Annotated in this window: 14 protein-coding genes and 2 pseudogenes; 12 read left to right on the top strand and 4 right to left on the bottom strand. The window is 70.0% G+C overall.

Translation table 11 applies throughout. From position 1 onward, the window contains the following. Position 1: 1 nt before the first annotated feature. Positions 2–409, bottom strand: a complete 408-nt coding sequence (locus FEF34_RS20785) for an NUDIX hydrolase (RefSeq protein WP_138057616.1) — start codon at positions 407–409, stop codon at positions 2–4. Positions 410–516: 107 nt separating this feature from the next. On the opposite strand from FEF34_RS20785, the gene FEF34_RS20780 reads away from it, so the two are divergent. The 11 genes and pseudogenes from FEF34_RS20780 (at position 517) to FEF34_RS20730 (ending at position 8110) form a co-directional block, all read left to right on the top strand. Further along, on the top strand, positions 517–1302 hold the full coding sequence (locus FEF34_RS20780) for a GntR family transcriptional regulator (protein WP_138054505.1): 786 nt from the start codon (positions 517–519) through the stop codon (positions 1300–1302). A 165-nt stretch (positions 1303–1467) separates the two neighbouring features. Further along, positions 1468–1824: an SCO3933 family regulatory protein gene (locus FEF34_RS20775; protein ID WP_138054504.1), complete on the top strand. Its 357-nt coding sequence runs from the start codon at positions 1468–1470 to the stop codon at positions 1822–1824. Beyond that, a pseudogene (locus FEF34_RS20770) lies at positions 1824–3199 on the top strand (FtsK/SpoIIIE domain-containing protein). The gene FEF34_RS20775 and the pseudogene FEF34_RS20770 overlap by 1 nt, the downstream one beginning before the upstream one ends. A gap of 84 nt (positions 3200–3283) precedes the next feature. Continuing rightward, a pseudogene (locus FEF34_RS20765) lies at positions 3284–3956 on the top strand (DUF2637 domain-containing protein). 10 nt (positions 3957–3966) lie between these two features. After that, entirely contained in the window at positions 3967–4158 is a 192-nt protein-coding gene (locus tag FEF34_RS20760; RefSeq protein WP_004986816.1) for a mobile element transfer protein, read from the top strand. Between the two features lie 15 nt (positions 4159–4173). After that, a complete protein-coding gene (locus tag FEF34_RS20755) occupies positions 4174–4368 on the top strand; it encodes a hypothetical protein (protein WP_138054503.1) in 195 nt (64 codons plus the stop codon). Positions 4369–4392: 24 nt separating this feature from the next. Continuing rightward, positions 4393–4638: a SpdD protein gene (locus FEF34_RS20750; protein WP_138054502.1), complete on the top strand. Its 246-nt coding sequence runs from the start codon at positions 4393–4395 to the stop codon at positions 4636–4638. Positions 4639–4802: 164 nt separating this feature from the next. Further along, a complete protein-coding gene (locus FEF34_RS20745; RefSeq protein WP_138054501.1) occupies positions 4803–6098 on the top strand; it encodes a replication initiator in 1296 nt (431 codons plus the stop codon). Then, positions 6091–6330 carry a helix-turn-helix transcriptional regulator gene (locus FEF34_RS20740; RefSeq protein WP_138054500.1) on the top strand — a complete coding sequence of 80 codons (240 nt, stop codon included), beginning with the start codon at positions 6091–6093 and terminating at the stop codon, positions 6328–6330. Before FEF34_RS20745 ends, FEF34_RS20740 begins: the two co-directional genes overlap by 8 nt. Next, positions 6330–7565: a tyrosine-type recombinase/integrase gene (locus tag FEF34_RS20735; protein WP_138054499.1), complete on the top strand. Its 1236-nt coding sequence runs from the start codon at positions 6330–6332 to the stop codon at positions 7563–7565. Before FEF34_RS20740 ends, FEF34_RS20735 begins: the two co-directional genes overlap by 1 nt. Positions 7566–7930: 365 nt before the next feature. Continuing rightward, positions 7931–8110 carry a hypothetical protein gene (locus tag FEF34_RS20730; protein ID WP_138054498.1) on the top strand — a complete coding sequence of 60 codons (180 nt, stop codon included), beginning with the start codon at positions 7931–7933 and terminating at the stop codon, positions 8108–8110. A 100-nt stretch (positions 8111–8210) separates the two neighbouring features. Here the strand turns inward: FEF34_RS20730 and FEF34_RS20725 are convergent, their stop codons facing one another. After that, complete coding sequence (locus tag FEF34_RS20725) at positions 8211–8972, bottom strand: phosphoglyceromutase (protein WP_138054497.1); 762 nt, start codon at positions 8970–8972, stop codon at positions 8211–8213. Between the two features lie 135 nt (positions 8973–9107). Between FEF34_RS20725 and FEF34_RS20720 the strand changes: the two genes are divergently transcribed. Next, on the top strand, positions 9108–10604 hold the full coding sequence (locus FEF34_RS20720) for an MDR family MFS transporter (RefSeq protein WP_138054496.1): 1497 nt from the start codon (positions 9108–9110) through the stop codon (positions 10602–10604). 247 nt (positions 10605–10851) lie between these two features. On the opposite strand, the gene FEF34_RS20715 is transcribed toward FEF34_RS20720, so the two are convergent. Then, positions 10852–11343: a type III secretion system chaperone family protein gene (locus FEF34_RS20715; protein ID WP_138054495.1), complete on the bottom strand. Its 492-nt coding sequence runs from the start codon at positions 11341–11343 to the stop codon at positions 10852–10854. Then, the gene (gene mshA / locus FEF34_RS20710) at positions 11336–12679 is read right to left on the bottom strand and encodes a D-inositol-3-phosphate glycosyltransferase (RefSeq protein WP_138054494.1); all 1344 of its coding nucleotides are present in this window, start codon (positions 12677–12679) and stop codon (positions 11336–11338) included. The genes FEF34_RS20715 and mshA overlap by 8 nt, the downstream gene beginning before the upstream one ends. Positions 12680–12929 lie beyond the last annotated feature (250 nt).

Here is a 12929-nt window from a genome sequence, read left to right as displayed (position 1 = left end):
GCTAGACGAGTTTCACGCCGTTGTGGGCGCGAATGGCCGGCGGGGATGCCGCGTCCAATGCATCCAGGACGCGGATCGCGTACGCCTCGTCGGCGAGTTCGGTGACTTCTTCGCGGGTGGCCCAGCGCAGCGCGCGGGTCTCGTCCCCTGTGGTGGGCGTGCCGTCGGCGGCTTCGCAGCGGAAGACCAGCGAGACGATCAGGCCCGTCATGTTCTTGTAGACGCCGGTGAGGGTCGCGGGAAGTGCGATCTTGATGCCGGTCTCTTCGAGAACTTCGCGCTGGAGGGCCTCGGAGATGGTTTCCTCACGTTCGAGGACTCCGCCCGGGGGTTCCCACTTGCGGTTGTCGCGGCGCTGGATCAAGAGGGCGCGGCCCTGGGCGTCGACGACGACTCCTGCAACGCTCACGGAGTGTGGACGGTCCATGCTCACGTTCCTCGGCCCTCTCGGCTGGCTAGGCTCTCCACCGTAGCAACAACACTCGCCCACTCGTCTAGATACCTAAAGGAGTACACGTGACGTCTCTCCCGAGCCTCCTCGGCGACCTGGACCCCACGAGTGATCGTGCGGTCTTCCGGCAGATCGCCGACCAGCTGCGCGAGGCAATCGACCGTGGGCGATTCAAGGAGGGCGAAAAGCTGCCCTCCGAGGCGGAGCTTGTCGACCACTACGGAGTTTCCCGTATGACGGTCCGAAACTCCTTCTCCATCCTCCAGGGCGAGGGCCTGGTCCACGCTGAACACGGCAAGGGCGTCTTTGTACGACCACGACCGCCCGTGCGGCGCCTCGCCTCCGACCGGTTCGCCCGGCGGCATCGCGAGCAAGGCAAGTCCGCGTTCATCGTCGAGGCCGACGCCGCCGGCAGTCACCCGCAGGTGGACAGCCTGGAGGTCAAGGAAGAGAAGGCCAGTCAGGACATCTCCACCCGGCTGGGGTCCGTACGGCGTGTACTCGCCCGCCGGCGCCGGTACCTGCTCGACGGACGACCGGTCGAGTTCGCCACCTCCTACCTGCCGCTCGACATCGCGCGCGGCACACAGATCGCCGAACCCAACCCCGGCCCCGGTGGCATCTACGCCCGACTCGAAGAGCTGAGCCATCACCTCGACCACTTCGAGGAGGAGATCCGCGCCCGGATGCCCTCGCCGTCCGAGGTGAAGACGCTCCGCCTGGCCTCTGGCGTGCCCGTGATCCACCTGATTCGGACCGCCTACGACGCCGAAGGGCGAGCCGTAGAAGTCTGCGACACGGTGATGGCGGCGGACGCCTACGTCCTGTCGTACCAGCTCCCGGCCACGTGAGGGCCTGACCGGCGGTGGTGCGCGGGGCCGTTCTCCCGAACTCGCACACCCCAACAGGCATACTCGTATAGACGAGTGGGCAAGTTGCGTGGCAAGGTGGTCGGCGTTCCCGGAGATCGGGCTCGAAGGCTGCATCTTGTATAGACGAGTAGATGGGAAGAAATCTTGCGCACCATCCGTGTGGAGACCTCGGCCGCAACGATCCTGCTGACTGAGGCACCCGAGCCCAAGGTCCGCGACCGGCAGACCGGCGAGATCGCCAAGGACACCGTGAGCGGCGAGGCGCTGATGACGATCGGCGTCGTCTACATCGAGGAGGGGGAGTCGTCCCTGATCAAGGTGACCCTTCCGGAGAGCGGGGTGTCCGAGGGGCTGACGCTCGGTGCTCCGATCTCGCTGCCGGGGCTCGTGGCCCGGCCGTGGGAGAGCGTGTTCAACGGGCAGCAGCGGCACGGCATCGCGTACCGCGCCGCCGCTGTCACTCCGGCTGCGTTCCCCGTCGCTACTGGGGCCGCTGCCTGATGACCGACATAGCGACGCTTCTGGAGGTGGGTGGTCCTGTCGCCGCGCTCGGCGGCGGGGCTGCCTACGCCCGTGCCAAGCACCCCGGGACCTACTGGTCGACGGTCGGCCTACCGATGTCCACGGCTCGGCTGCTCAGCTCGTACGGCTCGGTCATGGAAGCCTGCGGCCTGACGGTGGCGCCCTCCCGGCTCCGGGTTTTGGCGGTCAAGGCCACCACCCGCCGCGAGGTCCGTCCCGTCCCGCCGCGTCGCGGCATCATCCGCCCCACCATGACCGGGCTCCGACTCCGCCTGCGACTCGCACCAGGGCAGGAACCCGCCGACGTCGCCGCCTCCGCCGAACGGCTGCGGCACGCCTGGGGAGTTCACGCCGTCTGCGTCACCACCATCAAGCCCGGTGTCGTAGAGCTGCGGCTGGTCGGCTTCGACGTGCTGCGCAAGGTCCGTATGCCGCGCAAGGTCGCTGCCGACTTTCTGAAGGTTCCGGTGGCCTTGCGGGAGGACGCCACGCCCTTCGTACGCGACTACCGAACCGTCCCCCACGGCCTCACGCTCGGTGCCACCCTGTCCGGCAAGTCGATGTACCTGCGGCATCTGGTCGCCGGGCTCGCCCGACAGCCCGTCGCCCTGGTCGGCATCGACTGCAAGCGGGCCGTCGAACGGCACCCTTCGCTCCGCGCCTGTCGGCCCTCGCCACCGACCCTGATCAGGCCGCGGAGTTGCTGCCCGCGCTCATCAGGGAAATGGAGGACCGCTACGACCTGATCAAGGCTCGGCAGGGCATCGCCCCGGCCACTCCGGACGAGGGAGTCACCTCCGACATCTGGGGACTCCCCGGGCACGAGCGGCCCGTGCCCGTCGTCTTGCTCGTGGACGAGGTGGCCGAACTCTTGCTCGTCGCCACGAAGAAGGAAGAAGAACGCAGGGACGAGATGGTCACCCAGCTCATCCGTCTCGCCCAGCTCGGCCGTGCGGCCGGCATCTATCTGGAGGTATGCGGGCAGCGGTTCGGAGCCGAGTTGGGGAAGGGAGCGACCATGCTGCGGGCCCAGTTGACCGGCCGCGTCTGCCACCGTGTCAACGACGAAGCCTCCGCCAAGATGGCACTCGGCGACATCGCCCCCGAAGCGGTCTCCGCCGCCTGTGCCATCGCCCCCGAACAGCCCGGCCTCGCCATCGCCGGTGACACCTCCGGTGGCTGGTCCCGCATCCGCACGCCCTACCTCTCCCTCGCCGACGCCGCTAAGACCTGCCACGCATCGGCCTACCTGGTCCCCGAGCTGCCTTCACTCAAGTCCTTCCGGCCACACGAGCCTGTACGGCTGGTCGAGCCCGCGGCCCCGGTCGTGAAGCCGCGCCCGGTGACCGACTGACCTGCCCTTCCCCAACCGGTCGGCGTGACCGTCTCGCGCCGCGTCCCTACCCCTCCCATGCCTGAATCCGGAAGGAGCCGCAGCATGCGCGCCCAACTGGCTCGTATCGATGCGGTGCTCATCCAGGCCGTCATCGCCGCCGCCCTGTCCTTCGCCCACCTGCACGACGTCGCCTCGGCGGCCGGACAGGACGGGTGGAAGGCATGGGCCTACCCAATCTCGGTCGACCTGTTGCTTGTCGCCGCCTGGCGCCGACTGCGGAACGGTGACGCAAAAGCCGCCGGGTGGTGCTGGTTCGTCATCGCACTCGTCGCCTCCCTCGGTGCCAACGTCGCCACGGCCGGGCTGCTCGACATGGACCACGTGCCGGCCTGGCTGCGCATCCTTGTTGCGGGCTGGCCCGCGGTCGCCTTCCTCGGCGGCACGCTCCTCGCTCACTCGGCACCGACTGAGCAGGCCGACCCCACGGCAAGCCAAGTGACCGAGGCTAGGAACCAGTTCGAGGACACCGAGGATCAAGAGGGGGCGCCCGCCCCTGCACTGGAGCTCTCGGAACCCCCGGCCGCCGAGCCGGACCCGATCCCGGCCCCTGCTCTTCCGCCCGCCGTCCCCGTCCCGGCCGCCCTCGTGGAGCACGCCCGCAAAGTCGCCGCCGAGCACCACACCCGCACCGGAACGGCCATCGACACCCCCAACCCTCCGCGCCCGACTCGGCGTCCCTCCGCCGATGGCCGACGCCATCGCCGCCCAGATCTGAGAGGAGAACCATGAGCGCCAACCGCCGTTTCCGCTCCGTCACCCGCATCGGCCCCGTACAGGTCGGCACCTCCTACGACGGCCGTGGCCGAGAGAAGCACACTGCCGCCTGCACGGCACCACGCTGCGGCTTCTCCGCCGACTACGACAGCCGCGCCGCCGCCGAGCTCGCCGCCCGCACCCACCGCTGCCCCGTCCGCTGAAAGGACCCGCGACCCGTGACCGTCAGCCTGCCGCTCGTCGTCATCCTCGGCTTCTTCGCCTGGGGAGCGGTCAAGTTCCTCGGCGTCCGCACCTGGATCGTCGTGCTGATCGCCCTCTTCGGCTTCTGGCTCTCGCACACCTTCATGGCCCCGGCCATCGAGTCCGGCACGCGCTCCGGCGTGGACGTCATAAACGGCTCACACGACTAGACGAGTAGGCAAGGAGAGCTTGCTGTGTTCCTGCCCAAGTACCCCGCCAACCCCACCCCGCCGCCCGCGCACAGCCACACCACGGTTGATCCGGCACCCGTGCAGCGCACGGCGCCGCAGATCTCCGTCAGTACTGGAGCGGTCACGGCCGTCCTCGTCGGCGGTGTCGTCCTGACCGCGCTCCTGGCCGCCGTCGCCGTCACGGCCATCTCGGTGGCAGTCGCTGCCGTCGTCCTGCGCTCGATGCTCCGCGACCAGCACCGCTTCTGACGCCCCAGCTCCACCAGACCCCCGGGGCGGACTGACACCGCCAAGCATCCGCCGCCCCGGGGGCTCTGTCCCTCCTGACCGAAGCCAGAAGGAGAACCACTATCTTCACCCGCGAGACTGCGCCCCCGCTTCAGGAACTCGGCGAACTGGCCGCCCTCGGCACCATGCCGGCTCTACTGCGTCAGCTCTCCGGCCTGGGTGGCTGCACGCATCCGATCCGCCTCGACGGTCACCGGACCGAGTACGACGTGAACACCCGGACCGGCGAAGTCGGAACCGTCCTTAACCACCTCGACTCGACGACCCTCCCGTCCGGTCACCTCCTGGTCCGCTGCAACAACCGCCGTACAACCCGCTGCGCGGCATGCGCGGAGGTCTACCGCCGCGACACCTTCCACCTGATCACCTCCGGCCTGCGCGGAGGCAAGGGCGTCCCGGAACGCGTCGCCGTCCATCCCCGCGTCTTCGCCACCTTCACCGCCCCCGGCTTCGGCCCGGTCCACAACCGCCCCACCGGCCCAGCCCGAACAGTCCGACCCTGCCGCTGCGGCACCCTCCACGACCAGGACGACGCCGAACTCGGCGCCCCACTCGACCCCGACACCTACGACTACGAAGCCGCCGTCCTCTGGAACGCGCACGCGGGTGCACTCTGGCGCCGCTTCTCCACCTACCTCCGCCGCGAAGTCGCCAAGCGCGCCGGCCTCACGCAACGAGCCTTCCGGGAGTACGCCCGGGTGTCCTTCGCCAAAGTCGCCGAGTACCAGAAACGCGGCGCCGTTCACTTCCACGCCGTCATCCGCATCGACGGCCCGGAAGGGGGCGCCACCGCACCGCCCGCCTGGGCCACCCCCGAACTCCTCACCGACGCCATCCGCGCCGCCGCAACCGCAGTCCGTGTCGATGGCCCCGTCATCGACGGCCGCGCCCACACCTTCACCTTCGGCCGCCAACTCGACGTCCGGACCATCCGATCCGCCGACTTCAACGACGGCCAGGAGCTCACCGAACGGGCCGTCGCCGCGTACATCGCCAAGTACGCCACCAAGGGTGCCGAAACCGCGACCGGTGCCCTCGACCGCCCGCTGAAGTTCCTCGCCGAACTCGCGCAGCTCGACATCAGCGACCACGGCCGCCGCATGATCCGAACCGCCTGGACTCTCGGCGCCCGTAAGGAACTTGCAGAACTCCGCCTCCGAGCCTGGGCCCACATGCTCGGCTTCCGCGGCCACTTCTCCACCAAGTCGCGCCGCTACTCCACCACCCTCGGCGCCCTCCGTGATGCCCGTGCCGACTGGCGCCGCGCACAGGCCGTGCCGACCCTCCCGGGGGAGGGCGAAACGACGCTCGTCCTCGCTCACTGGGTGTTCGCCGGAACCGGCCTAAGCGCCGCAGAAGCCTGGCTTACTGCCTCCCTCGAACCGGCCCTAGGAACGGAAGGAGAGCCCACACATGGCTGACCGACGCCGTTCCTTGGCGGGGACGGCCACCGAGTCGCGCCCCCTGCCTTCGCGGTACCTGACCCCCGAGGACCTGGTGGAGATGTTCGAGCTGCCGAGCGTCGAGACGGTCTACCAGTGGCGACGCAAGCGCACCGGTCCCCGAGGCTTCCGAGTCGGCCGGCACTTGCGCTTCGACCCGGCGGACGTGCGGGCCTGGGTGGACGTTCAGCGCGATGGGATGGCTGCCTGATGGCTGGGCACATTCAAGACCGCTGGTACAAGACCGAGGTCGGGCCCGATGGGAAGACGCGCAAGGTCAAGAGCGAACGCTACGGCACGGGTATGCGCTATCGCGCGCGCTACGTCGGCCCGGACGGCACCGAGAAGTCGAAGAGCTTCCCCGACCGGCAGAAGCGGCTGGCTGAACAGTGGTTGTCTCACACCGAGGCGGACATGGCGCGCGGGCAGTACATCGACCCGCGCGCGGCCCGGATCACGTTCCAGCAGTACGCCGAGACCTGGGTGACCCACGCGCCGGATCCGAACACTCAGGCGTCAATGGAGTCGCAGCTTCGGCTGCACGCCTTTCCGTACCTGGGCTCGCGCCCTCTAGGCTCCTTCCAGCCCGCTCACATACGCGACTGGGTGAGGCAGTTACAGGAGAACGGTGTCCGTGGCTCGTACGCCCGGACGATCTACTCCAACGTGCGGGCAGCTCTGAGCGCGGCCGTCGACGACGGGCACCTTCCCCGGAACCCGTGTGCCGCCCGCTCGGTCCGTCCACCGGCTGTGGACACCAAACGCGTCGTCCCTTGGACGCCAGAACAGGTCTTCGCCGTCCGGGCCGGCATGCCCGAGCGCTACCAAGCCATGGTCGACCTGGGCGGCGGCTGCGGTCTCCGCCAGGGGGAGATCCTGGGGGTCGCCGTCGACGCCATCGACTTCGCGTCGGGCACACTCCACGTGGTCCAACAGCTGAAGCTGAGCCGCAGCAAGCCCGTGTTCGCCCCGCCCAAGGGCGGCAAGCTGCGGGATGTACCGCTTCCTGGGCCGGTCACAGAAGCACTCCGGGCACATACGAAGCAGTTCCCGCCGGTCGAGATCACCTTGCCGTGGAAGATGGCCGACGGGCCTCCGCTAACCAAGCGGCTGATCTTCACCGGACCTCGCGGCGGCCACGTCTGGCGTACGTCTCTCAACGAAGAGGTCTGGAAGCGTGCGCTGGCCTCAGCCGGGGTGATCCCCGAGCGCAAGCCGGGTGAGTCGTACGCCGAGTCCCGCGAGAACGGCATGCACGCCCTCCGCCACTTCTATGCCTCGGTGCTCCTGGACGCCGGGGAGAACATCAAGGCCCTCGCCGAGTACCTCGGTCACTCAGACCCGGGCCTAACGCTCCGCGTCTACGCGCACCTCATGCCGTCCAGCCAGGAGCGCACGCGAAATGCGATCGCTCACGCATACGAAGAATTTAGGCACAGAATCTGAGCATCGCTGGTTTCCAGGGCTCTAAAAGAGAGCCCTCGATGCCCCATTCCCCACCTCGTTTGCAATCTTGCAAGCGAGCAAGAACCCGGTGCAAGATTGCACATCCAGGGACAGAGAGTCTCCCTCGCCAGGGAGAGTCCTCGCTGTTCAAGACGCTGAACAAACCATCCAACTCATGGAACGCGGCGACCTTCTACTTTTCTACTGTGGAAGTAGAATCCATCTCCTAGCTGCGCGTTTGTCCTGCGAAGCAAAACTGTGAAAAGGTCTCGCCACATGCGAATGCCGCCCGACCAGGGGCGGCATTCATTTCCATTTCCGCGTTCGGAAGCCGTAACTAGAAACCGACCACAGAAGGAGGCCACATGGTCCCACGCCTGGGTGTCACCGTCGACATCTCCCCGCGAGACCTGCCACTCCCACTCATCGGCGTAGCCGGCGGTGCCCTCGCCCTCTGGGCCGACGCACCTCCTGAGATCGCCCTCCCCGTTGCCCTACTGATCGTCCTCGACATCCGCGTCCACCGCTGGCGTCGCCCCACTTGACGGCCCCATCAAGCAGCTGACGGCCCAGAGACGGCCCCAGCACAGCAGCAAGGCCCCCACCAGCGGAGAAACCGCAGGTAGGGGCCTTGATCAGTTCGGGTTACTTCTTCTTGCCCTGGTTCTTGACCGCCTCGATCGCCGCGGCTGCGGCCTCCGGGTCGAGGTACGTCCCGCCCGGGTTCACCGGCTTGAAGTCGGCGTCCAGGTCGTAGGCCAGCGGGATGCCCGTCGGGATGTTCAGGCCCGCGATATCGGCGTCGGAGATACCGTCCAGGTGCTTGACCAGGGCGCGCAGGCTGTTGCCGTGGGCGGCGACGAGGACCGTGCGGCCGGTCAGCAGGTCCGGGACGATGGCGTCGTACCAGTACGGCAGCATGCGGACGACGACGTCCTTGAGGCACTCCGTGCGCGGGCGCAGCTCCGGCGGGATCGTCGCGTAGCGGGCGTCGTGCGCCTGGGAGAACTCGTTGTCGTCGTCGATCGGCGGCGGCGGGACGTCGTAGGAGCGGCGCCACAGCATGAACTGCTCCTCGCCGAACTCCGCCAGGGTCTGCGCCTTGTCCTTGCCCTGCAGGGCGCCGTAGTGGCGCTCGTTCAGACGCCAGGAGCGGTGCACCGGGATCCAGTGGCGGTCCGCGGCCTCCAGCGCGAGCTGGGCGGTGCGGATGGCGCGCTTCTGGAGCGAGGTGTGCACCACGTCGGGGAGCAGACCGGCGTCCTTGACCAGCTCGCCGCCGCGGACAGCCTCCTTCTCGCCCTTCTCGGTGAGGTTGACGTCCACCCAGCCGGTGAACAGGTTCTTCGCGTTCCACTCGCTCTCGCCGTGGCGGAGGAGGATCAGCTTGTACGTCGCGTCGGCCATGGGGCCGAGCCTAATCGACGCCCGTCACGGCCGACGATTAGCGTCCGGCGTCAATTCGCTCGCCTTCCGGAGCGACACACTTGTAAGTTGCTGAACGCCATAGGGTCACTTACATCGCTCCGGGGGGACGCCCGTATGTACGTAGCCGCGCTCAGACGGGCCGCGAAGGAGAGCGTCTCGGGTCTGCCCCGGGCGTTCTGGTGGCTGTGGACCAGCACCCTGGTCAACCGGCTCGGCGCCTTCGTCGCCACCTACACCGCCCTGTACCTCACGCTGGAGCGCGGCCACTCCGCCTCGTACGCCGGACTCGTCGCCGCCCTGCACGGGCTCGGCGGCGTCGTCTCGTCGCTCGGCGCCGGAGTCATGGCCGACCGGCTCGGGCGCCGGCCCACCCTGCTGATCGCCCAGACCTCGACCGCCGCCTCAGTGGCCCTGCTCGGGTTCATGGAGCACCCGGTGGCGATCGCCGCCGTCGCCGGTCTCGTCGGCATGACGAGCAACGCCTCCCGGCCTGCCGTGCAGGCGATGATGGCGGACATCGTCCGGCCCGAGGACCGGGTGCGGGCCTTCTCCCTCAACTACTGGGCGATCAACCTGGGGTTCGCCATCTCCTCCGCGGGCGCCGGACTCGTCGCCGAGTACAGCTATCTCGCCGGCTTCCTCGGCGAGGCCGCGCTCACCCTCGTCTGCGCGGTCGTCGTCTTCGTCAAACTGCCGGAATCCCGGCCGGAGCGCATCACCACGGCCGGGAAGGCGGAGCCCGGCACCAGCCTCGGCTCCGTGCTGCGCGACGGGCGCTACATGGGCGTCGTCGGGCTGTCCTTCCTCCTCGCCCTCATCTTCATGCAGAGCTCGGTCGCCCTGCCGGTCGCGATGGGCATGGACGGCTGGTCGCCCTCGGACTACGGCTTGGTCATCGCGCTGAACGGCGTGCTCATCGTCGCGCTCCAGATCCCGGTCACCCGGCTGATCGAGCACCGCGACCCCCGGCGCCTGCTCGTCGTCTCCGCCCTGCTCGCCGGATACGGCTTCGGCCTCACCGCGTTCGCCGGCTCGCTCGGCGTCTACGCGCTGACCGTCGTCGTGTGGACGCTCGCCGAGATCGTCAACTCCCCCACGCAGATGGGCCTGGTGGTCCGGCTCTCGCCGGTGCACGGCCGCGGCCGCTACCAGGGTGTCCACACCCTCTCCTGGTCGGCGGCGGCGCTGATCGCCCCGCTGATGGCGGGGTACGTCATCGACCACTGGGGCGCCGCCTGGCTGTGGGCGTCCTGCGCGGTCATCGGCACCGTGGCGGCGCTGGGCTACTGGCTGCTGATGCGCGGACTGCCGGACGGCCCCGGGGCGACCGGGGAGCGGGCGCCCTCCGCGGTGCCGGTGCGGCCGGCCGCACCGGCACCGGCCGGACACGCGCCGACGGACTCCGCGCCGCCGACGGCCCTGGTACCGCCGACGGAACACGTGGCGGCACGGCCCTCCGGGGGAGCGGGCGGCGGGGCCGGGACCGAGCCCGGAACCGGGGCCGGCGGACACACGGGCACGAGCTCGGGCACGGACGCGGGTGAGGGCGAGGACACGGGCAGGGACACGAGCGGCATGACCGCGGCAGCCGTCGGGGAGACCGGCGCCTGACGGGCACGGCGGGCGGGCCGGCGATGGTGAGCAGGTCGTCGCACGTGGTGCGGGGAACGGCCCGAGGCGGCGCGGTCGGGTGCGTGCGGAAGCGCGACACCGGGGCGGATCGGCAGGGGGCCCGGCCTCCGGACCCCAGGACCCGCCGGGTCGGCCGGCCACGGCGCCACCGGCGGGCCTCGGTCCGGTGGCGCGCAGGGGCTCACCGGGGCAGCCGCGCCTCCGGGCCCGGCCCGCGCCCGTTGGATCAGTCCGTGGCCCGCTGGGTCAGATGCGTGAACGCCTCGAGGTTCCGGGTGGATTCGCCGCGGGCCACCCGCCAGGCGTACTCCTTGCGGATGGCTCCGGCGAACCCGAGCTCCAGGAGGGAGTTGAACGCGCCGTCCGCCGCCTCCAGGACCGTCCCGAGCAGCCGGTCGAGCTCGTCGGGGCCGACCGCCGACAGCGGCAGCCTGCCGACGAGGTAGACATCACCGAGCCGGTCGACCGCATAGCTCACCCCGAACAGCTTGAGGTTGCGCTCCAGCAGCCAGCGGTGGACGCCGGCCTCGTTCTCGTCGGGGTGGCGGATGACGAAGGCGTTGACGGAGAGCGTGTGCCGGCCGACGCGGAGGGAGCAGGTCGTGGCGAGCTTGCGCGTGCCGGGGAGGGTGACGACGTAGGAGCCGGGCTCCGGGCACTCCCACTCGAGTTCCGCGTCCTTGAGGTACGCCTCGATGATCTGCCGAGCGTCAGCCATGGTGGGAGCGTACGCGACGGCGGTGCTCGTGCATCGCGGCCGTGTAGACCTCGGCGGTTGCCGAGGCCGCCGAGTCCCAGCCGAAGCAGCGGGCGTGCGCTGCCGCTGCCGCGCCCATCCGTCCCGTCAGACGGGGGTCGTCGACGAAGCGGCGCAGCACGCGTGCGTAGTCCGCAGGGTCGTGACCGGCCACGAGGAAGCCGGTCCTGTCGTTCCGCACGGCCACCGGGAGCCCGCCCACCGCGGCGGCGACGACGGGGGTGCCGGCCGCCTGAGCCTCTATGGCGACCAGTCCGAACGACTCGCTGTGCGAGGGCATGACCAGGACCGACGCCGCCCTGAACCAGTCCGCGAGCCGGTCCTGGGCGACCGGCGGCCGGAACTGCACCACATCGGCGATCCCCAGCCGGGCCGCCAGCTTCTGCAGGCCCTCCGGCTTGGCCAGCCCGCTGCCGCTCGGGCCGCCCACTATCGGTACGACCATGCGGGACCGCAGCGAGGGATCCTCGGCCAGCAGCAGCGCGACGGCCCTCAGCAGCACGTCGGGCGCCTTGAGGGGCTGGATGCGGCCGGCGAACAGCGGGATCACCGCGTCCAGCGGCAGCCCCAGGCGGGCCCGCGCGGCCGAACGGCCGTCGGCGACCCGGAAGCGGTCGAGGTTCACGCCGGGGTGGACGACGGCGACCTTCGCGGGGCCGGCGCCGTAGTGACGGACCAGCTCGCCGGCCTCTTCCGCGGTGTTGGCGATCAGCCGGTCGGCGGCGTCCACGATCTGCGTCTCGCCGATCACGCGGGCCGCGGGTTCGGGGGTGTCGCCGTCGGCGAGCGACGCGTTCTTGACCTTGGCCATGGTGTGCATGGCGTGGACGAGGGGGACGCCCCAGCGTTCGGCGGCCAGCCAGCCGACGTGGCCGGACAGCCAGTAGTGGGAGTGGACGAGGTCGTAGTGGCCTGGCCGGTGGCCCGCCCACGCCCGCATCACACCGTGCGTGAACGCGCACAGCTGCGCCGGCAGGTCCTCCTTCGCCAGGCCCTCGTACGGACCGGCGTCCACGTGCCGGACCAGGACGCCCGGCGCCAGCTCGACGGTCCCCGGCAGGCCTCCCGTGGTGGCGCGGGTGAAGATCTCGACCTCCACGCCGATGGCCGCCAGCCGTCTGGCCAGCTCCACGATGTAGACGTTCATTCCGCCCGCGTCGCCGGTGCCCGGCTGGTGCAGGGGCGAGGTGTGCACGCTGAGCATGGCCACCCGGCGCGGCCTGCGGTGGTGGCCGGGCAGCCGCAGCCGGGGCGGCGCCGCCAGGGTGCCGGCGAGCCGGGACACGTACTGGCTCACGGGGACGGTCCTCTCGGCTCTGGTGCTCGGGCATGGCGAACAGAGGACGACCAGGGCCCTCCAAAGCCGGTCAACACTGGAACCGTCTCTTTCATTTCCTGTACTCCTCCTGCTTTGCCCAATCGTTGCCAAGGGGCGTGCGACGGCCGGAGGCGGACGGACGGACCTCGGCCGCACGGGAACCGGGGTTCCCGAGGGCCGCGCCGCGAAGGGGCGAGCGGCGAAGCGGCGCACCGACTCCCAGCCCGGG

The organism is Streptomyces marianii, assembly GCF_005795905.1.
Lineage (GTDB): Bacteria > Actinomycetota > Actinomycetes > Streptomycetales > Streptomycetaceae > Streptomyces > Streptomyces marianii.
This window is presented reverse-complemented; position numbering and strand designations above follow the sequence as displayed.